Raw genomic sequence first — 20,581 nt, forward strand, 5'->3', positions numbered from 1 at the left:
TGTAAGTCCGTGTTATAAAAAGAAAACTTTGAGGAGTTTAAACTGCTATGTTGCAGCTCACTATTAAAGATAAAAGTGTCCTGTACGCTGCTTATATGCCATTTGTTGAAAAAGGCGGTTTGTTTATCCCAACACCTAAAAAATATAAATTGGGTGATGAAGTTTTCATTTTGCTTAGTCTTATGGATGAGCCGGAGAGAATACCTATTTCAGGTAAAGTAGTTTGGATTACTCCTCAAGGTTCCCAAGGTAATAGGGCGGCAGGTATTGGTATTCAATTTACAATGAAAGATGAAGCAGCAAAAAATATGATTGAAAAGGTGTTGGCTGGTTCATTGGATTCTGACCGACCGAATCACACTATGTGATATAATTCCTCAAAATTTTTCCTAAAAGCCTGACTGTATAAGTTAGGCTTTTTTGTATTCTAAATATCTCCTAAAAGGTTATGCATGTATTTAGTGGACTCTCATTGTCATTTGGATCGTTTAAAGCTTGATAATCACCAAGGAAGTTTAGACTCAGCACTTGCTGCAGCACGTGATCGTGGTGTTGGCCGATTCTTGTGTGTGGGTATTGATTTGGACAATGCGGATAAGGTTGTTGAGCTCGCTGATCGTTACGAGGAAGTTTATGCGTCGGTTGGTGTACATCCTTTGGCTCTTGAGCATCCTGCCCCAAAACATGATGAGCTGCTTAGACTTGCAGATCATCCCAAAGTCATTGCGATTGGTGAAATGGGGTTGGACTTCTTTTATGACAAAGAGCATCACCAAGAGCAAGAGAAGCGCTTTATTACTCAGCTTGAAGTGGCTAAAGAATGTCAGAAGCCAGTGATTATCCATACTCGCGATGCCAGAGAGCGAACCTTAAAGATTCTGGAACAGCATTGCGACACCTCTGTTGGGGGGATTTTGCATTGCTTTACCGAGAGCTTGGAAATGGCTGAAGCTGGAATCGACTTAAACCTTTATGTATCTATCTCAGGTATTGTGACTTTTAGAAATGCTTCTGAGTTAAGAGATGTGGTTCGTGCGTTGCCATTAGAGCGTTTGCTTGTTGAAACTGACGCGCCTTATTTGGCTCCGGTACCTCATAGAGGTAAGTCTAATGAGCCTGCTTATGTTCGAGATGTTGCAGAGTTTGTGGCGGAATTAAAGGGCATTAGTTACGAAGAACTTCGAGATGTCACGACTCGTAATTTCAATCAACTCATGAAATTACCAAACTGATCTTTATCTTTGGTAAGTTTGATTCATTATTGGTTTGATATCGGAGGCGAGTTGCTCGCCTCCTATTGGTATTTAAAGCAGTGTTTTGTTTCTTCCTACCCAAAGCTCTTTGGCTTTCTGTAGGGCTTCATTTTGCGATAGGCTTTCATTGTGCATTAGTCGAAGAGCGAAAGCCGTAGTTCCTACAACAGCCATTTCGGCGTATTCATCAACAAGTTGCCCTTTCCAGAGTTTTGGTAGGAGGTCGATATCTAGTTCATCTGGTCGAACATGGCGTTGTTCAAACAGTGCTGGCCACTGTTCTTCTACCAATTGGCCATCAATCGAAGAGCGAACTTCTACTTTAGCATCCGGGTTTCTTTCTATCTCTCCACCTTCTCCTTTAATAACTGCTAGTCTTTGGTAGCCAAGGAGTTGCCCAGCTTCCTGGTGTACAGGGTTATAACCAGGATGGAAGATTCCTTGGGCGACATTAGGTGCATTCAGAGGGTTTATTAATCGAGCAAGACTGTGTACAGGGGATCTCAACCCGAGGGTGTTTCTTAGCTCGATAATTCTATGGAGCTCCGGGCAAAAGCTCGCTAAAGGTAAGTAGCAGAAGTTCTGAGTGTTCAATGCTGTCGTTGCTTCGTCAAAATTTTCTACTACCGGTAGGTTAAGGTATTTCAATACTGATTCGGTGTAGATTCTTCCGATAGTGTGTCCTGAAGCACCATGCATAAATACTTTGTAGTTGTTGTCTGCAAGAAGTAGGGTGCTCAGAATAAACCAAGGCAGGTGGCGTCTTTTGCCAGCATAGGAAGACCAGTCTAGATCTGGAGTAATACCGGGTGTGATATTGAGATGTTCTTTGACTGCTTTTACAAAGCCTGCAAGCTCTTCCGCACTTTCCTCTTTAACGCGTAATAGCATAAGGAACGCGCCGAGCTGCACCTCTTCTACTTCACCGCTCATGATCATCTTCATGGCAAGATAGGCTTCTTCTTCAGTAAAAGAACGGCTTCCTCGGCGTCCTTTACCTAATATTCGTACGTATTGGGCAAAGGGGTGTTCATCTCGCTCAATGGGAAAAGGCTTCTTGCTCATTGTTGTTCCATCTTCAAAATTTATGTATTAAAAGCAGTTTGCAGGTCTCGGTAGACCGGCAATTTTTGCTCCCTGTTTGGCTGGGCTTTCAGGGAATAAAGTCATGAGGTAGATACTATTGGCTTTTTCATCACCTAAGCTGGCTTTGATTGCTTTTGCTAAAGGTCTGGCAGAAGGTGAGACTTCGTAGCTTTTATAAAATTGTCTGAGCACTTCGATGACTTCCCAATGCTTATCGGTTAATTGAATGTTTTCAGACTCGGCTAGTGCCTGTGCGACCTCTTTATTCCAATCATTGAGATTGATTAAATAACCTTCTTTATCCGTTTCAATGGATTGATTGTTTACTGTAAGCATGAGTTATCGCCAGCTAATGGTCTTGTTGTACTTCACGGTCAGTTCTACAAAGTCATCATAAGAAATGATAGGTAGAGGGCATAAGTGTTCAATGCCGCGGGCTTTTAGATCACTCTCAAGTGCAAAACATGTTTTGTTGTTGAGTGGCAAACTTTGCTGTGCGAAATTGGTAATAGCCAGTACGCCATCTTCGAGCAAAATCAGGCCGTCTTGTTCCTGAAAGTTGTTAAGACAATCACGAAGTGCTGAGCTATTGTTCGGTGAAGTAAAAACTAAGTGTAGGTTCATGGTCAGTTAAAACGTTAGTACCGTATCTGCTTTGTTGAGGAGTTCTTGTATTGAATGTAACTCCATCTCAACCAGATTATTTATTAGGTCGTCTTTGTTAATGTTTCGTTCACTAAGAGAAGAGAGGTCATAAAATACTTGATCAACCTCATACATCTCAAATGCAGAGATCAGTGCTGAAATTCGTTTTTGATGAATGAGGGAGGGATTTTGATCTTTAAGCAGCTGAAATACCCCATCACCTTGAAAAACTACAGAAATATCTTGTTCATAAGCGGCTGCCGTTAAAATGAAGTCGACGGCATCTCTGGCACTGGATGATCCATATGGTGCGGATCGTATGATTATGACAATGTTCTTCTTCATAGAGAGCCTTAAAATGAAATTACGCGATCTGATTGAATGATTGCGTCGACCAACTGGCCAAGCCCTGAAAGTTCATAGCCTTTTTTGAGTGTGGCAGAGTTTTTTTCATAACGATCTGCTTCTGTGGTATCTAGAATACCTCGTTTAATGCCTGCTGAAATACAAATCACAAGATCTATATTGTGTTCTTCAGCTAGAGCCTTCCATGCTTGAGGTAGATCGGTTTCGTCCTGTGGGGCAACCCCTGTTTCTATTCCTACGTGAGTCGCATCAGAGTAAAAAAAGACTCTGTAAAGCTTGTGTTGTTTTGCGAGCAGACTTTGAGCGAAATTTAAGGCGGTAATATGAGATTGAGAAGACCAGGGGGCAGATGTGATTAGTAAACTGAACGTCTTACTTTGGTTGCTCATGTTTGTCTCAAGCGTGAAGTAGGAATAGGTAAAACCAAAAAGGCCCCAATATTTTACAATATTGAGGCCTTTGAATCAGCATATAACTGTTAATTAGTCGTCGCTTGCGAAACCTAATAGCTGAAGCAAACTAAGGAACAGATTATAGATTGAAACATAGAGGGTTACGGTTGCTGAAATGTAATTTGTTTCACCGCCATTAACGATCTCTCCTGTTTGCCAAAGAATGATGGCACTAGAAATCAATACAAAACCAACGGATAAAGCTAGCTGAAGCGTTGGAAGTTCGAATAACCAAGCTGCTAAAACCCCAACCATTAATACAATTACGCCGGCAACGATGAAGTTGGATAGAAAGCTGAAATCTTTCTTGGTGGTTACTGCATAAGCAGATAAGCCAAGGAAGGCTACTGCAGTCATCATAAAGGCAGAACTAACCAATTGGCTGCCATTAGGGATAGATAGGTAATAGTTAAGGATTGGCCCTAACATGTAACCCATGTAGCCAGTGAATACGAAGGTTAAGGCGAGGCCGGCGCTTGAGTTTTTAGTTTTTTCAATGCCAAACAATAACGCAAAAAATACCACAATATGAAGAAGGAAAGGGACGCGTGGAAGTGCAAGTTGCATAGAAGCAAACGCAGTGATTGCACTGAAGGCAAGCGTCATCGCAAGTAATGTGTATGTATTCCGTAATACCTTATTCTTCACTTCCGTAGAAGGATAAGATTGGCTGTACGCCTGAAACTCGTTATTCATTAACATATCTCCGTGGTTTAATGGTTGGAACTCATAATAACAATGATTACTGGGATTTTGACACTATACTATGTTAAGTGTTTCCTAAATCAAGCAAAATTCATTGGTCAATATCGCAAATAAGGGTAATATCGGACAATGTTTTGAGATATTGGCAGTGCTATTGTTGTTTACTGTCTGGCACGATATTAATCAATGGAAGATTTCATAGGCCTTTTACTTAAATTAGGCCGATATCGAATTGGGGGAGAGGAATATGATTGACGTTTTGGTAGTGGATGACCACGACTTAGTTCGTGCGGGCATCACTCGTATGTTGGAAGATGTGTCCGGAATTAAAGTTGTTGGTGAGGCCGCTTCTGGTGAAGATGCTATTCAGAAGTGTCGTGAACTTCACCCTAATGTCGTATTAATGGATATTAAAATGCCAGGCATCGGTGGTCTTGAGGCTACAAGAAAGCTATATCGTATTGATCCTGATATTAGGGTTATCGCGGTAACTGTTTGTGGTGACGATCCTTTCCCTTCACGGTTGTTACAGGCTGGGGCTGCAGGCTATGTTACTAAAGGTGCTGATCTTGATGAAATGATTCAGGCCATTAGGGTGGTGAAAGCAGGGCAACGCTATATTAGCCCCGAAATTGCACAAAAGTTAGCGCTTAAGCCGTTTAGTGCTGAGCCGGACGAGTCTCCGTTCGATATGTTGTCGGAGCGCGAAATTCAAATTGCGATGATGATTGTGAATTGTTACAAGGTTCAGGAAATCTCTGACAAATTATGTCTTAGTCCTAAGACAGTAAACAGTTACCGTTATCGAATTTTTGATAAATTGCAGATTAGCAGTGATGTTGAATTGACCCTGCTGGCTGTTCGTCATGGAATGATCGATGCTGAACAATCCAATAAGTTAGGTGTGACGGCATAACTAATAGCTTTCTGTCCGAAAGCAAGAAAAGCCAGTTTTTACTGGCTTTTTTTATGACCCTAGGAATTAGACAGTTAGTCGATTGTTTCTGTCTGTTTTTCAGAGGTAGTGCGCTCTGAGGTCGCCCCAACCTGTTCGGAGCTACCGCCCTCGATTCCTCTGATGTTCGTAGCGTGAAGCCCTTTATCGCCGGGAGTAGTGTCGAATTCTACTTCCTGTCCAGCCTTTAGAGTTTTATATCCATCCATTTGGATAGATGAATAATGTGCAAACAAATCTTCATCGTGAGAGTCTGAAACAATAAAGCCGTAGCCTTTGGCATTATTGAACCACTTGACCTTTCCTGTCGCCATAGGAGTACTCCTAATTCCCTGTGATCATACTTCCAAGTTACGGTATAACGTCGAGATGAACTTTTCATGACTATGTTAACCAAAAGAATAAAGGGCTTTTGTTTTTATTGACTGCCGTTTATCTCGGTTAACAAAGCTCAGAAGACGTTCCGTTTCCTTGCTGCTTGTTTACAATTCTTAACATATATCACCATCTGTCAAGAATCTATTGGTTAAAAAATAGCAAAATGTGCGAAATCCCCGTTTTTTCTGGGTTTTAGAGCTGAAAGGAGGTAATAAAGGCTTGTATTATTTGTTATAGGCCCAATTATTGATTCGTATAAGCGAAATTTACGCTTAATTGTACGATCAATTTTTGAATTTTCATCTAAGATAAACATTATGGAGGGGTAAGACATGTCGAGTGGTTTTGGGGATGATCAAGAGTTCGGGTTTGGTACCGGGCTGGCGACCGCTCCATCAGAGACTGAACTTAAGCCCCCATCAATGTATAGAGTCGTTTTAATGAATGACGACTATACGCCTATGGACTTTGTGATCGAAGTACTTATGGTTTTCTTCAGTATGGATGAGCAGAAAGCAACGGACGTAATGCTAACTGTCCATACCAAGGGAAAAGGCGTGTGCGGTATATTCAGCAAAGATGTTGCTGAAACCAAAGCGCACATGGTAAATGACTATTCACGGCATAATCAGCATCCATTACTTTGTGAAGTTGAAGTTGTGGACTAAAGCGCTGCGGAATATGAAGTAGTGGAACTTAATCTTGTACTACCAGATGTTATTTGAGGTGATTATATATGCTCAGTAAAGATCTAGAGCTAACCCTGAATGTTGCGTTCAAGGAGGCAAGGACCAAGCGTCATGAGTTTATGACGGTTGAACATTTGCTATTAGCCCTTCTTGATAATGATGCAGCTTCCAGTGTGCTAAAAGCATGTGGTACGGATATTTCTAAACTAAGAGCTGATTTGTTGGAGTTTGTTGATTCGACTACGCCACTGATTCCCGAAACGGATGAAGATCGTGAAACTCAACCAACTCTTGGATTTCAGCGAGTTCTTCAAAGGGCTGTTTTCCATGTCCAGTCTTCAGGTAAGTCTGAAGTTACTGGTGCAAATGTGTTGGTTGCTATTTTTAGTGAGCAAGAAAGCCAGGCTGTTTATTATCTTAAACAGCAGAATGTTGCTCGAATTGATGTGGTTAACTACATCTCTCACGGTATTTCTAAAGTGTCTGATGGGGATCATCAGGAAGAGGGCTTAGGTTCTACCGAAGCGCAGGAGGAATCCTCATCTACTGAGTCGTCAGAAAGCCCTCTGGAGGCTTATGCGACTAATCTGAACCAATTAGCTCAAGAAGGGAAAATTGATCCACTGATTGGCCGGGATAAAGAAGTTGAGCGCGTTATTCAAGTTCTTTCTCGTAGAAGGAAGAATAACCCTCTGTTGGTTGGTGAAAGTGGTGTTGGTAAAACTGCGATTGCGGAGGGCTTGGCTCGCTTGATTGTTGAGGGTCAGGTGCCTGATGTTATTAAACAAGGTGTTGTGTTCTCTCTTGATCTCGGTGCGTTACTTGCTGGTACTAAATACCGTGGTGATTTTGAGAAGCGCTTTAAAGCATTGTTAGCTGAGTTAAAGAAAAAGACTCATGCCATTCTCTTTATTGATGAAATTCATACCATTATTGGGGCGGGTGCTGCATCAGGTGGTGTGATGGATGCTTCGAATCTTTTGAAACCGCTTCTTAGTGGCGGTGAGATCCGTTGCATAGGGTCTACCACTTTTACAGAGTTTAGAGGGATTTTTGAGAAAGACAGTGCATTGGCTCGTCGATTCCAGAAGATTGATGTGGTTCAGCCTTCGGTTGAAGATACCTTTGAAATTCTTAAAGGCTTAAAAGATCGTTTCGAAGATTATCATAACGTGAAATATGACGAAGAAGCGTTGCATGCCGCCGCTGAATTGTCTGAAAGATACATCAATGACCGTCATTTACCTGATAAGGCGATTGATGTCATTGATGAGGTAGGGGCTTACCAAAAGCTTTTGCCTGAAGATTTGAGGAAGAATCGTATCGAGGTGTCCGATATTGAGTCTATTGTTGCAAACATTGCTCGTATCCCACCAAAGAGTGTCTCTTCTGATGATAAGGATCTATTGAAAAACCTTGATGTTGAGCTCAAGAAAGAGGTTTATGGTCAGGATGAGGCGATTGATACATTGTCTTCGGCGATTAAGTTGTCTCGTGCTGGTTTGAAATCTCCAGAAAAGCCAATGGGTTCGTTTATTTTTGCTGGCCCAACTGGTGTGGGTAAGACAGAGGTGACTCGCAAGTTGGCAGAAGTGCTGGGTATTGAGTTGGTGCGATTCGATATGTCAGAGTACATGGAGAGCCATACTGTTTCTCGCTTGATTGGTGCTCCTCCTGGTTATGTAGGATACGACCAAGGTGGTTTGCTAACTGAAGCGGTAAACAAAACACCTCATTGTGTTTTGCTTTTGGATGAAATTGAAAAAGCACACCCTGAAGTTTTCAATCTGTTACTGCAAGTGATGGATCACGGTACTTTGACTGATAACAATGGTCGTAAGGCTGATTTCAGAAATGTGGTTTTGGTGATGACTACCAATGCTGGTGCTGAAGTTATGAGTCGCCGTTCTATTGGTTTTGCTTCTCAAGATCATAGTACTGATGGAATGGAAGAGTTGAAGAAAACCTTTACTCCTGAATTCCGAAACCGTCTGGATGCAGTTATTCAGTTTGCTCCTTTGAATGTAGATGTTATCCAAAATGTGGTTGATAAGTTTGTTAGTGAACTTCAGGCACAGCTGGATGATAAAGATGTGGTGCTTCATTTGGATCAGTCGGCGAAGCTGTGGCTAGCTGAGCATGGTTATGATGAGAAGATGGGCGCTCGACCAATGGCTCGCTTAATTCAGGATGAGCTGAAAAAGCCGCTGGCAGAAAGTATTTTGTTTGGTGAATTAGCTGAGTCGGGTGGGGATGTGTTTATAACAGCTGACGACGATGGAATTCAGTTGTCTGTTGAAGCACACGAAGCGGTTTAGGCCGCTTCGTTTTTCGCATCTAGCCTCTTAATGCTTATTCTTCAAGGGGCTAGGGCAGAGACAGTGCTTAGCGAGCGCGGTATACGATACGGCCTTTGCTTAGGTCGTATGGTGTAAGTTCCACTTTAACCTTGTCGCCTGTAAGAATACGGATGTAGTTCTTACGCATTTTTCCTGAGATATGCGCAGTCACAACGTGGCCGTTTTCTAATTCAACGCGGAACATAGTGTTTGGAAGGGTGTCTACTACCGTTCCTTCCATCTCAAAATGGTCTTCTTTTGCCATTCAAGCTCTACCTTAATTCATTGGTTACAAAAATTGTGGCGAATTGTGCACTAATTTCACTCAATGTGCAAAACCTGAGCGATATATTTTGGATATTTTTTGTCAGTAAATTTGGAAGTTTAGTCTCGCTCTGGGCTAAATTGTTTCCAGCAGCCTTTCGAAAAAATTTCTAGGGGCTGGTACTTGGATTTGTAATTCATTTTTGAGCAGTCTTGGATGTAATAGCCTAAGTAAACATAAGGGTAACCTACTTTTTTTGCGAGAGAGATTAGTTGTAAGACGCTAAGTACGCCTAGGCTTAATGACTCGAAATCAGGATCGAAGAAAGTGTAAACCGCTGACAGCCCATCTTGTAATGAGTCAAATTGGCAAATCGCTATCGTTTTTCCGTCCAATTGGGTTTCTAGGAAGTAATTGAATCCAAAGTTTTTACATAAGAACCCTTCGTATTGAGCCTTGTCAGGTGGGTGCATATCCCCATCGGCATGTCTTAGTTCAATGTATTTCTCGTAAAGAAGATAGTCGTTTTCATTGAAAGCGCATTCTCGAACCTGAAAGTTAAGATGTTTCGCTTTGTTTATGATGCGTTTCTGGCTTTTACTGGGTTTGAAATCGTTGATCCGAATACGAGATGAGAGGCAGGCGTTACAGTTCTGGCATTGGGGTTTATAGAGCATGCTGCCACTTCTTCTGTAACCCATTTGGCTCATTGCGGTGGTTAACTCTTGAGTAATAGGGAGGTCAGGGTCAACGATTAACGAACTGCTTTGCAGTCCTTCAAGGTAATTGCAAGGAGTATCAACGGATTGATAAAGTTTTATTTCCATAAGTGACGACAAAGACTATAAGAATGGTTAAATATCTTGAAGGTCTATTTTTATTTTAGACCGACCGAAGCGTTCTAGGTTGCCGGTAAGGACTTTTTCAAAAGATTCTCGATCTAGCTCTTGGGCGCCTAAGCTCATTAAATGGTTGCTGGTGACTTGGCAATCAATCATCAATAAATTGTGCTTTGTCATGAACTGAGAGAGGGCGTATAAAGCTAGCTTTGAGGTGTTGGGTTGTTTTGAAAACATGGATTCCCCAAAAAATACACCTCCAATAGCAACTCCATATAAGCCTCCAGCCAAAGTGTCTTGATCATAAACTTCGATGGAGTGGGCATAGCCCAGTTCGTGCAATTCTTGATAAGCCTCTTTCATCTCTTCTGTGATCCAGGTGCCATCTTGATCAGTACGTTCTTTACTGCATTCATTGATTACATCGAAGAAGCGGCTGTTACTTTGAATTTTATACTTGGATTGGCGAGCAAGTTTTCTAAGGCTTTTAGAAGCATAAAAGTCTTCTGGGAATAGCACGCATCTTGGATCGGGGGACCACCACATAATTGGTTCATCGTCGGAGAACCAAGGAAAAATGCCTTGTTCGTAGGCTGATAGCAATCGTGTCGGGGATAAGTCGCCTCCGACAGCTAGAAGGCCGTTCGGTGAATCAAGTGCTTCTTGGGTGCTGGGGAACTCATTGGAGTCATCTTCTAACCAAGTAATATACATAGATTATTGTGCTGAGTGATTTGTAGAAAAATAATGTTTTGCGTATGGTTTAGCTTTCTTCATAAAATGAGGCAGAATAGTCGCAATCTAATGACTTGTTTTTATTGAGCTATTTATTATGAAAGAAAGGCTAATGAATAAAAATATCGGGTTTATTATAACCACTTTCTCTGCGTTATTGTTATCCGCATGTGCTTCAGATACCTCGAAAACACGAGTGTTGGGGTATCAGGCGGAAGTTCTAGATTCTTCAGCGAGTCGCTTGGTTATCTACCGTGAATCGGTTCATGAAGTGGAGGATAAGTCGCCTCATCTCTATATTAATACTAAGAGTTACGGACAGTTTAAGGATAATCACTACACTGTAGTTGATGTAGATGCTGGTTATTACCATCTGACGGTTAAAGAAATTGATTCTTTATCGAATCTTTATGGAGAGGATGATTGGCCGGTGAGGCCGAAAACGTTAGCCGTAAAAATCTCTCCAGGTCAGGAGAAGTTTATCCGATATACTGTAAGAGTTAATGATTCCGTTTTCGATTGGTATGATGCCGCTTTTGAGGAAGTACCAAGAGAAACTGCTATGCAGAACCTGGACTTTATGGCTCGTCAACGGTAGAAAAGCACTTTTGTTCGCAATTTCAAATAGTTGCTAATTCAAAGGTTACATGATTTACAAAATTAAGAAGGTTTTATGAGCTCCGGCAACCCGTTTCAACTCGTTTCAACTCGAGAAATAGAAAGTCTCCATATCAAGCTGGAGACGTATGAGCACATTAAGACGGGCGCAATGCATTATCATCTTGCGACTGAAAATAAAGAAAATGTGTTCTTAGTAGCACTAAAAACTGTGCCTACTGATTCTACAGGGGTTGCTCATATTCTAGAGCATACGGTTCTTTGTGGGAGTGAACGTTTTCCTGTGCGCGATCCATTTTTTATGATGATTCGCAGATCTCTCAACTCTTTCATGAATGCGTTTACCAGTAGTGACTGGACGGCGTATCCATTTGCTTCTCAAAACCGTAAAGACTTTGATAACTTGCTTGAGGTGTATTTGGATGCAGTTTTCTTTGCGAATCTGCATCCGTTGGATTTTGCTCAAGAGGGCTATCGTATTGAGGTTAAAGAGCCCAAAGATCCTCAGAATAGTGATCTGGTATACAAGGGTGTTGTATTTAACGAAATGAAGGGTGCGATGAGCTCACCGGTCAGCAAGTTATGGCATACCATGAGTTCGCATCTCTATAGAACCACAACCTATCACTATAACAGTGGTGGTGAGCCAAAAAATATCCCTGATTTAAGCTATGGCGAGCTCACAGATTTCTATAAGAAACATTATCACCCCAGTAATGCTTATTTTATGACGTTTGGTGATATTCCGGCTGAAGAGCATCAAGAGAAATTTGAGCGTTTTGTCTTGTCTCGATTTGAACGAAGTGAGCATGATATTCATGTTGGAACGGAAAACCGTTTTGAGGCACCCGTTCAGGTTGAAGATTTTTATCCTTCTAGTGATCCAAACGATCAGACTTCGGTGATTGTTGGGTGGTTATTAGGCGCTTCAACTGATTTACAAGAGTTATTGGCTGCTCAATTTGTATCGAATCTTCTGTTGGATAACAGTTCTTCACCATTAAGAAAGTATCTTGAGACCTCTAAGTTGGCTGAAACACCTTCTCCTTTATGTGGTCTGGAAGATTCTAATCAGGAAATGGCGTTTCTTTGTGGTCTGGAAGGTATTAAACCGGAAAGTGCTGAGCAGTTTGAGAATGAAATTCTTCAGCTGTTTGAACGTTTGGCTAAGGATGGTGTGCCGTTAGAGCAGCAAGAGGCAGTGCTGCATCAGTTAGAGGTATCTCAGCGTGAGATCGGGGGCGATAGCTACCCGTATGGCTTGCAGTTGATTCTGTCTAGTTTGGCGGCGGCGACGCACGGCGTGAATCCTGCTGACATTCTTGATATTGACCCGGTTTTGGCGGAATTAAGAGAAAAAATTCAAGATCCAGAGTACATCAAGGGGCTAATTCGTCACTTCTTTATTGAAAACAGCCATAGGGTTCGTTTAACGATGAAGCCTAGTGACGAACTGGTTGACCAGGAAAAAGCGGAAGAGAAAGCGCGCTTGGCTGATATTAAGAAAGATATGTCAGTCGAAGAAATTCAAACATTAATAGATGTGGCAGATCAACTCAAAGAGCGTCAAGAGCAAGAGGACGACTCGTCCATTCTTCCTAAAGTTGAAATATCGGATATTCATTCAGATATTCCAAGACACGACCCGGAAATCAGCCAAGAAAAAGCCTTGTATAGCTATCTTTGTGGATCGAATGGTATTGCTTATCAGCAGGCAGTTTTTGACTTGCCGATGCTAAGTGACGAAGAGCTGGGGTGGTTGCCGCTATACACCTCAATGGTGACCGAAGTCGGTTTTGGTGATTACGATTATGAGCAAGCTCAGTTGAAGCAATCTCAGGTGGTGGGAAGCCTCAGCTCTTATTCCTCTTTGATGGTTGACGACGCTGATCCAAACTCGGTCAAAGGCTATATTCACTTCTCAGGTAAAGCTTTGAATACAAAAGCGTCTGAATTTGTTGCTTTACTGAAAGATGTCATTAATTCCGTCCGTTTCGATGAAACTGAACGTGTATGGGAGCTGCTGCTTCAAATGAAGCATCGTAAGCATCAGTCTGTTACTGGTTCAGGGCACTCTTATGCAATGCTTGCAGCTTCTGCAGCCTGGAGCCCGCTATCAGCAATCAATCATAAATTGGGTGGGCTCACAGGCATTCATCGTCTGATGGATGAAGTGAAAGACATTTCTTGTCTCGCCGCTATTTTGCCGTTATTGAAGTCTATCCATCAAAAAGTGATTGGCAGCCCGGTTCGTTTGCTGGCAATGGGGGACTCTCAAGGGCTTGAGACGCTGAAAGATAGTTTGGATAAAGCTTGGGTTAATGAGGCTTTCTCTCATGAAATTACACCATCTAAACTGTCCGTGCCTTCTGTCGACAAGCAGCAATTGTGGATGACCAATACTCAAGTCAATTTTGTTTCTAGGGCATTCAAAACATGCATGCATACAGACCCGGATGCTGCCCCGCTAACGATTCTGTCGAGTGTGTTGCGTAACGGTTATCTCCACAGAGCCATTCGAGAGCAGGGTGGTGCCTACGGTGGTGGTGCAAACCAAGACAGCGCAAGTGGTGTGTTTCGCTTCTATTCGTATCGTGATCCAAGAACAACAGAAACGTTGGATGACTTTACCAAATCTGTTGAGTGGTTCTTGTCCAAGAGTCACGGCTTTGAGCCAATTGAAGAGGCGATTCTTGGTGTCATTGGAAGTATTGATAAGCCTGCTTCACCAGCTGGTGAGGCGCGCCAAGATTTTCATAACCGTCTAATGGGGCGTTCTTATGAAGATCGTCATGAATTTAGAGATAGGATTTTGGCTGTTACGGAAGACCAGTTAAAAGCCGTTGCAGAGAAGTACTTGCTAAATGCTGAGTGCAGCGAGGTGATTATTACTAATGATGAAATTGCGGAATCATTGTCACTGAAAGATTGGACTCATTATCAGCTGTAGTATCTTGCTGATGTAGTCAGTAGAAAGGGCTCCGTGTTGGAGCCCTTTTTTGTTGTATGTCGTTTGATGGATCTTATTCGAAATCAAACTCTGCCCAAACTGGGGCGTGATCTGACGGTTTTTCCATGCCTCGAATGTCGTAATCCACTTCGGCATTTTTCAGTCTTTGTACTAACGATTCCGTCGCTAGTAACGTGTCAATTCTAAGGCCGCGTTTGGGTGTGTCATCGAAGCCCTTACTGCGGTAATCAAACCAGCTGAATCGGTCTATGGTTTCCGGTTGTAGTACTCTGAATGTGTCTTTGAATCCCCAGCTCTTGAGGCGGTCGAACCACTCTCTTTCTTCTGGTTGGAATGAGCACTTTCCGGTTTTTAGCCAGCGTTTGCGGTTTTGATCCCCGATGCCGATGTCTTTATCTTCAGGGGAGATGTTGAAATCGCCCATTACAATGATGTTCTGATCTGGAGAGAACTCACTGTTGAGCTGGTCCATCAGGTCATTGTAGAATTTACGTTTGGCTGGAAACTTGGTTTCGTGATGGATGCTTTCGCCCTGAGGGAAGTAGCCATTACAAACGAAAACGCTTTCACCGTTTGCGGCTTTAAACTCTCCGATAATCCAGCGCTTTTGGGCTTCTTCAGAATCGTTCGGAAAACCTTTCTTGATAGAAAGTGGTTCGTCCCTATATAGAAGAGCAACTCCATAGTGGCTTTTCTGTCCGAAATAGCTGACTTTATAGCCCATCTCTTGAATGACTTCGACGGGGAATTGTGGGTCGTCAACTTTGGTTTCCTGCAAACCGATGACATCGGGATTATGTAATTCGATGATTTTTTGAATCTGATGAGGTCTGGCTCTTACGCCATTGATGTTGAAACTGATTACTTTCATTGTCTGAATTATTCTAAGCCGATGAATGAGGAAAGAGGCAATAATGATGCAGTAATTGGTTTAACTTTTCCATGGCATTGAGTGTTTTGGGAGTGAAGACAAACAGTGCCAGACGTCAAATTAAGTGATTGCCGCTGGCAAGCCTAAGCGAGATTCCTTATTATTCTGTCTCAATTCATAGAAACACGATTTAAAACCACAGGAAGACGGTTTGAAACAACAAAGCGCTGAAGCTTCCCGTACAGCCATTCCCAAAGAACTCTCCCAACGATTGTTGAAGGAAGGTATGTTAATCCTTCTGATTGCTGTTTGTGCATTCTTATTCATTTCGTTGGTCAGCTACGATGTGAATGACCCAGGGTGGAGTACGTCTGCAACACACCAAATAGTCAATAACTCAGGCGGCAAGGTTGGTGCCTTCTGTGCGGATATTCTGCTGTCTTTCTTCGGGTACATGGCGTATTTACTGCCTGTTCTAATTATTTGGCGTGCTGTAAAGATCATTCGCGATAAACAGCATCACTTGATCAATCCATTAATGCTAATGCTTCGATTTACAGGGTTGGTTATTTTTCTGCTCTCTGGTGCCAGCTTAACGGCATTACATTTCCATGTTTCTCAAGATGTGTTGTTGCATGGCGCAGGCGGAATTGTTGGGCGAGCTCTGTCTGAAGGGTTGTATGTTCGTTTCAACTTACTGGGGACGACATTAATCCTGTTGGCTATGTTTTGTATTAGCTGTTCAATGTTCAGTGGGGTTTCCTGGATCAAGTTTTTTGAGAATGTTGGACGAATTAGTTTTGCAATTTTAGGTCTATTTGCAAAACAGTCCCGTCAGGCAGCAACTTATGGTAACGCCAAATTAAAAGATCGTGCAGCCAAGCATGCAGAATTGAAAATGCAAAAAGCCGAACGAAAACGCGAACCTGTGATGATCAGCGGCGTTGTTGAAGATGTATCGCGAGAGCCAGAAATTGGTGATATCGATCGTATTGCTCAGGTCGTTGAAAAATCCACTGCGGAATCGAAAGCCAAACCAAAACAGGGCAGAGAAGAGATTGATCTTGAATTACCCTTATCATTCGGAACGGATGATTTAGATCTAGATGTTGAGCGATCTGAGAAGAAGGCGAAAACATCACTTAAAGATCGCTTGTTAAGAAAGAATAAAACGAAGGAAGATTCATCGGAAACCCCGGCGAAAGAAAAACGAGCAGAAAAAGGCGAACTGAAAGGGGCTATCAAAACTGCGCCTGGTATTGGAGAGGATGAATCTAAAGCGCCTAAGATTACTCCTCTAAAAACAGAGCAACAAATTAGTGCGCGTACGGAGAAAGAAAAACAGGGCGATCTTTTCCCTGGCGAAGTGATTAGTTTACCGCCGTTATCGATTTTGACCCCGCCTGATAGTAACCAGAAGAAAGGCTATTCAGCTGAGTCTTTGGAAGCCATGTCTCGTTTGATTGAGTTAAAACTGAAAGATTTTGGCGTCATTGCAGAAGTGGTTGAAGTTTGTCCAGGGCCTGTGATCACTCGTTTTGAAATCCAGCCTGCGCCGGGTGTAAAAGCATCCAAGATCTCAAACTTGGCTCGCGATTTGGCTCGTTCTTTAGCAGTGGTTAGTGTTCGAGTGGTTGAGGTGATTTCAGGTAAGACAGTAGTTGGTATTGAGATTCCAAACGAAGATCGCCAGATGGTTCGTCTTAGTGAAGTCTTGGGATCCAAACGTTACGATGAAGCCAGTTCACCGCTGACCTTAGGCTTAGGGAATGACATTGCGGGTGAACCTGTGATCGCAGATTTGGCCAAGATGCCTCACTTGCTGGTAGCAGGTACTACCGGTTCTGGTAAGTCGGTGGGTGTGAATGCCATGTTGGCAAGTATTCTGTTTAAGTCGACCCCGGACCAGGTTCGCTTGATTCTGATTGACCCTAAGATGCTTGAATTGTCGATTTATGATGACATTCCTCATTTGTTAACCCCTGTAGTTACGGACATGAAAGACGCTGCGAACGGTTTGCGTTGGTGTGTGGCAGAGATGGAACGCCGTTACAAACTTATGTCTAAAATGGGTGTGCGTAATATTGCGGGTTACAACAAGAAGGTCGTAGAAGCGATTGAAGCGGGTGAGCCTATCTTAGATCCAATCTGGAAGCCTGATGAGCTCTCAATGACGCCAGTGGATGAACAGGTTCATCCTTATCTTGAGAAATTGCCGTTCATTGTTGTAGTGATCGATGAATTTGCCGACATGATGATGATTGTTGGTAAAAAGGTTGAAGAACTGATTGCTCGTATCGCCCAGAAAGCACGTGCTGCTGGTATTCACTTGATCTTAGCGACTCAGCGACCTTCCGTGGATGTTATTACGGGCTTGATCAAGGCGAACGTCCCGACGCGAATGGCATTCCAAGTGTCTTCTAAAATTGACTCTCGAACCATTCTTGATCAGGGCGGTGCAGAACAATTGTTAGGCCATGGTGACATGTTGTATATGCCGCCAGGCATCAACTCTCTGATGCGTGTGCACGGTGCTTTTGTTGATGACGATGAAGTTCACGCGCTGGTAGATGAATGGAAAACGCGTGGCGCCCCTGAGTATATTGATGCAGTGACTTCCGGCGTTGGTGAGGAAGGAATGCTGCCAGGTGAGAAGCCCGAGTCAGGCGGTGATGATGAGTCTGATCCGTTATTTGATGAGGCTGTGGCGTTTGTGACCGAAACAAGAAAAGCGTCGATTTCTTCTGTGCAAAGAAAGTTGAAGGTTGGTTACAATCGGGCGGCGAACTTAGTGGAAGCGATGGAAGCGGCAGGGATTGTTACTCCGATGGGGCATAACGGCAGTCGTGAAGTATTGGCTCCACCTCCGCCGCCGAGATGATTTTTATTTCTTAATTTTTCAAAGTTTAGTGAGATCTATTTGTGTTGATCATTAAAAGAATTTTATTCGTTGTTGTTTTGTTTTGGGCTTCTTTCTCTCTATACGCGCAAGACGCTGGAGATCGTTTGTCTTCATTGTTGGAGGGGATGAATGCCTATTCTGCGGGGTTTGAGCAAACCACTCATGATGCACAAGGGGTGATCAAACAGCGTGGTCAAGGTAATTTCGTACTGGAGCAACCGGGCCGTTTTCGCTGGGTGGTTAATGAGCCATTCCCACAAACTATAGTGTCTGATGGCAAATCAGTTTGGGTGTACGATCCAGATTTAGAGCAAGTCAGTATTGATTTCTTAGATGAGCGTGCATCTAAAACACCGGCTGTATTGTTGTCTGGGTCGGCTGAAGAAATAAGAAAGCATTATCGTATTTCTAACAGTCGTGACACACTCAAAGAAATGTTCATCTTAAGCCCGAAAGACGAGGGCAGTTTATTCACCATGTTGGTTTTGAACTTTGTGGACGACAAGCTGGTTGAAATGCAGATTGAAGACAGTCTTGGTCAGTTTACCAAGATTGCATTTACCGATGTGACGCTGAATCCTTCGCTGGATAGCGACACCTTCAGTGTTTCATTTCCTGATTATGTCGATGTACTCGACAATCGTCAGACTGCTGCTGAATAAGCTTTAAATACCTTCAATTCATGAGCAGTGATCTTTTCTCTCAGGAAGAACAAAGTAGCCGCTTAAGGTTTCAACCTTTGGCGGCTCGTTGTCGTCCGACCACTTTAGACGGTTATATCGGTCAGCAACATTTGTTGGGCGCAGGTAAGCCGTTACGAAAAGCCATTGAAGCCAACCAACTTCATTCCATGCTGTTGTGGGGGCCGCCAGGTGTAGGGAAAACGACTCTGGCAAGAATCATCGGGCAGAGTTGCAACGCTGAAGTAATTGAAATCTCAGCAGTGATGTCCGGCGTTAAAGACATTCGTGCGGCAGTTGAGCAAGCAAAGCTTCATTTGTCTCAAGGTCGTAGAACCTTAGTGTTTGTGGATGAGGTTCATCGTTTCAATAAAACCCAGCAGGACGCCTTTTTACCTTACGTTGAAGACGGCACCTTGGTCTTTATCGGTGCAACGACAGAGAATCCGTCTTTTGAAGTGAATAATGCACTATTGTCTCGTGCCAGGGTTTATAAACTTCAATCTCTAACGGATGAGGATATAGAGCAGCTGCTTAAACAGGCTTTGGCAACGGATAACGAATTGCTATCTTTGAATGTATCTGTTGAAGCTGAAGCCTTATCTTTGCTTGCAGCAACGGCAATGGGGGATGCCAGAAGGGCATACAACCTGCTCGAAGTTTCAATTCAAATCGCTCAGGCGGATGCGAACTCTGATCGTGATTTGTTTATTGATCTACCCACCGCAGAACAAGCATTAGCAAATGAAACCAAGCGTTTTGATAAGCAAGGCGATGCCTTTTACGATCAAATTTCAGCGTTACATAAGTCGGTAAGAGGATCATCGGTAGATGGTGCGCTTTATTGGTTCTGTCGAATGCTCGATGGTGGTTGTGATCCTTTGTATATTGCTCGTCGTGTGGTACGGATGGCCAGTGAAGAAGTCGGGAATGCCGATCCAAGAGCTTTAGAGGTGTCATTGAATGCCTGGCAAGTACAAGAGCGATTGGGTAGCCCAGAAGGCGAGTTAGCTGTCGCTCAGGCAATTTGTTACATAGCAGCAGCTCCTAAAAGTAATGCTGTGTACACCGCTTACAATAAAATGCGCGCAATAGTCACTGAAACCAAAGATTATGAGGTGCCGATGCACATTCGGAATGCTCCGACAGATCTGATGAAAGATCATGGCTTTGGTGATGGCTATCGTTATGCACATGACGAACCAAATGCGTATGCTGCTGGTGAGAATTACTTGCCTGAAGGTCTGAAAGACTTGAAAGTATATCAGCCAGTTGATCGCGGTTTGGAAAAGAAAATCTCAGAAAAACTTGAGTGGCTACAACAGCTTGATGAACAAAGTGATCAAAAGCGTTACGATTAGCGCTTGAATAGATCTTTCCCTGGATTAATCGAGCCAAAGGCGTTGAGGCGTAAAGAGAGAAAATCATGCTTTCAAACATGTTATGGGTATCATTAGGCGCGGTGCTTGGGGCAAACGCTCGATATTTGGTATCTGTAATGATGGTTCAATATCTGGGAAAACCAGGATATTGGGCAACGTTCTCTGTGAATGTTATTGGCTCATTTCTCCTTGGTTTGGTTGCTGGTTTTATCCTCGGGAAACTGGATAATACGCACCATTATTGGTTTTTAATTGCTGTAGGTGGTTTAGGCTCATTTACCACATTCTCTACTTTTTCGTTGGATATGCTCTTTTTAATTCAACAACAGCAAGTTATCTATTCAATTCTCTATGCTGCCGTGAGTATAATTACCGGTTTAATTTTCGTGTATTTGGGCTGGATGCTGTCGCGGTTGATATAAACCGTTTGATATAACCCTGTCTGATTTG

22 protein-coding genes are annotated in these 20,581 nt (G+C 42.9%); 11 read left to right on the forward strand and 11 right to left on the reverse strand.

The window, feature by feature from the left end; genetic code table 11:
* Positions 1–47 precede the first annotated feature (47 nt).
* Both ACFOEK_RS11200 and ACFOEK_RS11205 read left to right on the forward strand, forming a co-directional pair.
* Entirely contained in the window at positions 48–368 is a 321-nt protein-coding gene (locus ACFOEK_RS11200) for a PilZ domain-containing protein (protein ID WP_386720651.1), read from the forward strand.
* An 84-nt stretch (positions 369–452) separates the two neighbouring features.
* Positions 453–1,232, forward strand: a complete 780-nt coding sequence (locus ACFOEK_RS11205; RefSeq protein ID WP_386720654.1) for a TatD family hydrolase — start codon at positions 453–455, stop codon at positions 1,230–1,232.
* A gap of 72 nt (positions 1,233–1,304) precedes the next feature.
* On the opposite strand, the gene ACFOEK_RS11210 is transcribed toward ACFOEK_RS11205, so the two are convergent.
* From ACFOEK_RS11210 to ACFOEK_RS11235, 6 genes are all read right to left on the reverse strand, one after another.
* Positions 1,305–2,318 (reverse strand): glycosyl transferase family protein, encoded by a 1,014-nt coding sequence (locus tag ACFOEK_RS11210; protein WP_386720657.1) that lies wholly within the window; start codon positions 2,316–2,318, stop codon positions 1,305–1,307.
* A gap of 27 nt (positions 2,319–2,345) precedes the next feature.
* The gene (locus tag ACFOEK_RS11215; RefSeq protein ID WP_386720659.1) at positions 2,346–2,675 is read right to left on the reverse strand and encodes a TusE/DsrC/DsvC family sulfur relay protein; all 330 of its coding nucleotides are present in this window, start codon (positions 2,673–2,675) and stop codon (positions 2,346–2,348) included.
* 3 nt (positions 2,676–2,678) lie between these two features.
* Complete coding sequence (tusB, locus tag ACFOEK_RS11220; RefSeq protein WP_386720662.1) at positions 2,679–2,963, reverse strand: sulfurtransferase complex subunit TusB; 285 nt, start codon at positions 2,961–2,963, stop codon at positions 2,679–2,681.
* A 6-nt stretch (positions 2,964–2,969) separates the two neighbouring features.
* The gene (gene tusC, locus ACFOEK_RS11225; RefSeq protein WP_386720666.1) at positions 2,970–3,329 is read right to left on the reverse strand and encodes a sulfurtransferase complex subunit TusC; all 360 of its coding nucleotides are present in this window, start codon (positions 3,327–3,329) and stop codon (positions 2,970–2,972) included.
* An 8-nt stretch (positions 3,330–3,337) separates the two neighbouring features.
* The gene (tusD, locus tag ACFOEK_RS11230; RefSeq protein ID WP_386720669.1) at positions 3,338–3,739 is read right to left on the reverse strand and encodes a sulfurtransferase complex subunit TusD; all 402 of its coding nucleotides are present in this window, start codon (positions 3,737–3,739) and stop codon (positions 3,338–3,340) included.
* A 93-nt stretch (positions 3,740–3,832) separates the two neighbouring features.
* Positions 3,833–4,504 (reverse strand): Bax inhibitor-1/YccA family protein, encoded by a 672-nt coding sequence (locus ACFOEK_RS11235; protein ID WP_386720672.1) that lies wholly within the window; start codon positions 4,502–4,504, stop codon positions 3,833–3,835.
* Between the two features lie 250 nt (positions 4,505–4,754).
* Between ACFOEK_RS11235 and uvrY the strand changes: the two genes are divergently transcribed.
* The gene (gene uvrY / locus ACFOEK_RS11240; RefSeq protein WP_386720675.1) at positions 4,755–5,423 is read left to right on the forward strand and encodes a UvrY/SirA/GacA family response regulator transcription factor; all 669 of its coding nucleotides are present in this window, start codon (positions 4,755–4,757) and stop codon (positions 5,421–5,423) included.
* A 74-nt stretch (positions 5,424–5,497) separates the two neighbouring features.
* On the opposite strand, the gene cspD is transcribed toward uvrY, so the two are convergent.
* Entirely contained in the window at positions 5,498–5,776 is a 279-nt protein-coding gene (cspD, locus tag ACFOEK_RS11245) for a cold shock domain-containing protein CspD (protein ID WP_386720678.1), read from the reverse strand.
* Between the two features lie 396 nt (positions 5,777–6,172).
* Here cspD and clpS point away from each other — a divergent pair, with 396 nt between their 5' ends.
* Both clpS and clpA read left to right on the forward strand, forming a co-directional pair.
* On the forward strand, positions 6,173–6,508 hold the full coding sequence (clpS, locus tag ACFOEK_RS11250; protein WP_386720681.1) for an ATP-dependent Clp protease adapter ClpS: 336 nt from the start codon (positions 6,173–6,175) through the stop codon (positions 6,506–6,508).
* Between the two features lie 68 nt (positions 6,509–6,576).
* Positions 6,577–8,847 (forward strand): ATP-dependent Clp protease ATP-binding subunit ClpA, encoded by a 2,271-nt coding sequence (gene clpA / locus ACFOEK_RS11255; RefSeq protein ID WP_386720684.1) that lies wholly within the window; start codon positions 6,577–6,579, stop codon positions 8,845–8,847.
* Positions 8,848–8,914: 67 nt separating this feature from the next.
* Here the strand turns inward: clpA and infA are convergent, their stop codons facing one another.
* From infA to aat, 3 genes are all read right to left on the reverse strand, one after another.
* Positions 8,915–9,133 carry a translation initiation factor IF-1 gene (gene infA, locus ACFOEK_RS11260; protein WP_284381391.1) on the reverse strand — a complete coding sequence of 73 codons (219 nt, stop codon included), beginning with the start codon at positions 9,131–9,133 and terminating at the stop codon, positions 8,915–8,917.
* A gap of 119 nt (positions 9,134–9,252) precedes the next feature.
* Positions 9,253–9,960, reverse strand: coding sequence for an arginyltransferase (locus ACFOEK_RS11265; RefSeq protein WP_386720689.1), 708 nt, complete (start codon positions 9,958–9,960; stop codon positions 9,253–9,255).
* A gap of 27 nt (positions 9,961–9,987) precedes the next feature.
* On the reverse strand, positions 9,988–10,686 hold the full coding sequence (gene aat, locus ACFOEK_RS11270) for a leucyl/phenylalanyl-tRNA--protein transferase (protein WP_386720692.1): 699 nt from the start codon (positions 10,684–10,686) through the stop codon (positions 9,988–9,990).
* Positions 10,687–10,819: 133 nt separating this feature from the next.
* On the opposite strand from aat, the gene ACFOEK_RS11275 reads away from it, so the two are divergent.
* The gene (locus ACFOEK_RS11275) at positions 10,820–11,305 is read left to right on the forward strand and encodes a DUF2846 domain-containing protein (protein WP_386720694.1); all 486 of its coding nucleotides are present in this window, start codon (positions 10,820–10,822) and stop codon (positions 11,303–11,305) included.
* Positions 11,306–11,380: 75 nt separating this feature from the next.
* Positions 11,381–14,275, forward strand: coding sequence for an insulinase family protein (locus ACFOEK_RS11280; RefSeq protein WP_386720697.1), 2,895 nt, complete (start codon positions 11,381–11,383; stop codon positions 14,273–14,275).
* A 73-nt stretch (positions 14,276–14,348) separates the two neighbouring features.
* Here the strand turns inward: ACFOEK_RS11280 and xthA are convergent, their stop codons facing one another.
* Positions 14,349–15,167 (reverse strand): exodeoxyribonuclease III, encoded by an 819-nt coding sequence (gene xthA / locus ACFOEK_RS11285; protein ID WP_386720700.1) that lies wholly within the window; start codon positions 15,165–15,167, stop codon positions 14,349–14,351.
* A 211-nt stretch (positions 15,168–15,378) separates the two neighbouring features.
* Here xthA and ACFOEK_RS11290 point away from each other — a divergent pair, with 211 nt between their 5' ends.
* From ACFOEK_RS11290 to crcB, 4 genes are all read left to right on the forward strand, one after another.
* The gene (locus ACFOEK_RS11290) at positions 15,379–18,048 is read left to right on the forward strand and encodes a DNA translocase FtsK (protein WP_386720703.1); all 2,670 of its coding nucleotides are present in this window, start codon (positions 15,379–15,381) and stop codon (positions 18,046–18,048) included.
* Positions 18,049–18,089: 41 nt separating this feature from the next.
* Complete coding sequence (gene lolA / locus ACFOEK_RS11295) at positions 18,090–18,731, forward strand: outer membrane lipoprotein chaperone LolA (protein ID WP_386720705.1); 642 nt, start codon at positions 18,090–18,092, stop codon at positions 18,729–18,731.
* Positions 18,732–18,751: 20 nt separating this feature from the next.
* Positions 18,752–20,110 carry a replication-associated recombination protein A gene (locus ACFOEK_RS11300; RefSeq protein ID WP_386720708.1) on the forward strand — a complete coding sequence of 453 codons (1,359 nt, stop codon included), beginning with the start codon at positions 18,752–18,754 and terminating at the stop codon, positions 20,108–20,110.
* A gap of 65 nt (positions 20,111–20,175) precedes the next feature.
* On the forward strand, positions 20,176–20,553 hold the full coding sequence (gene crcB / locus ACFOEK_RS11305) for a fluoride efflux transporter CrcB (protein ID WP_386720711.1): 378 nt from the start codon (positions 20,176–20,178) through the stop codon (positions 20,551–20,553).
* Positions 20,554–20,581: the final 28 nt, after the last annotated feature.

Origin of the sequence: Litoribrevibacter euphylliae, from assembly GCF_042646085.1 — a bacterium.
GTDB lineage: Bacteria > Pseudomonadota > Gammaproteobacteria > Pseudomonadales > Litoribrevibacteraceae > Litoribrevibacter > Litoribrevibacter euphylliae.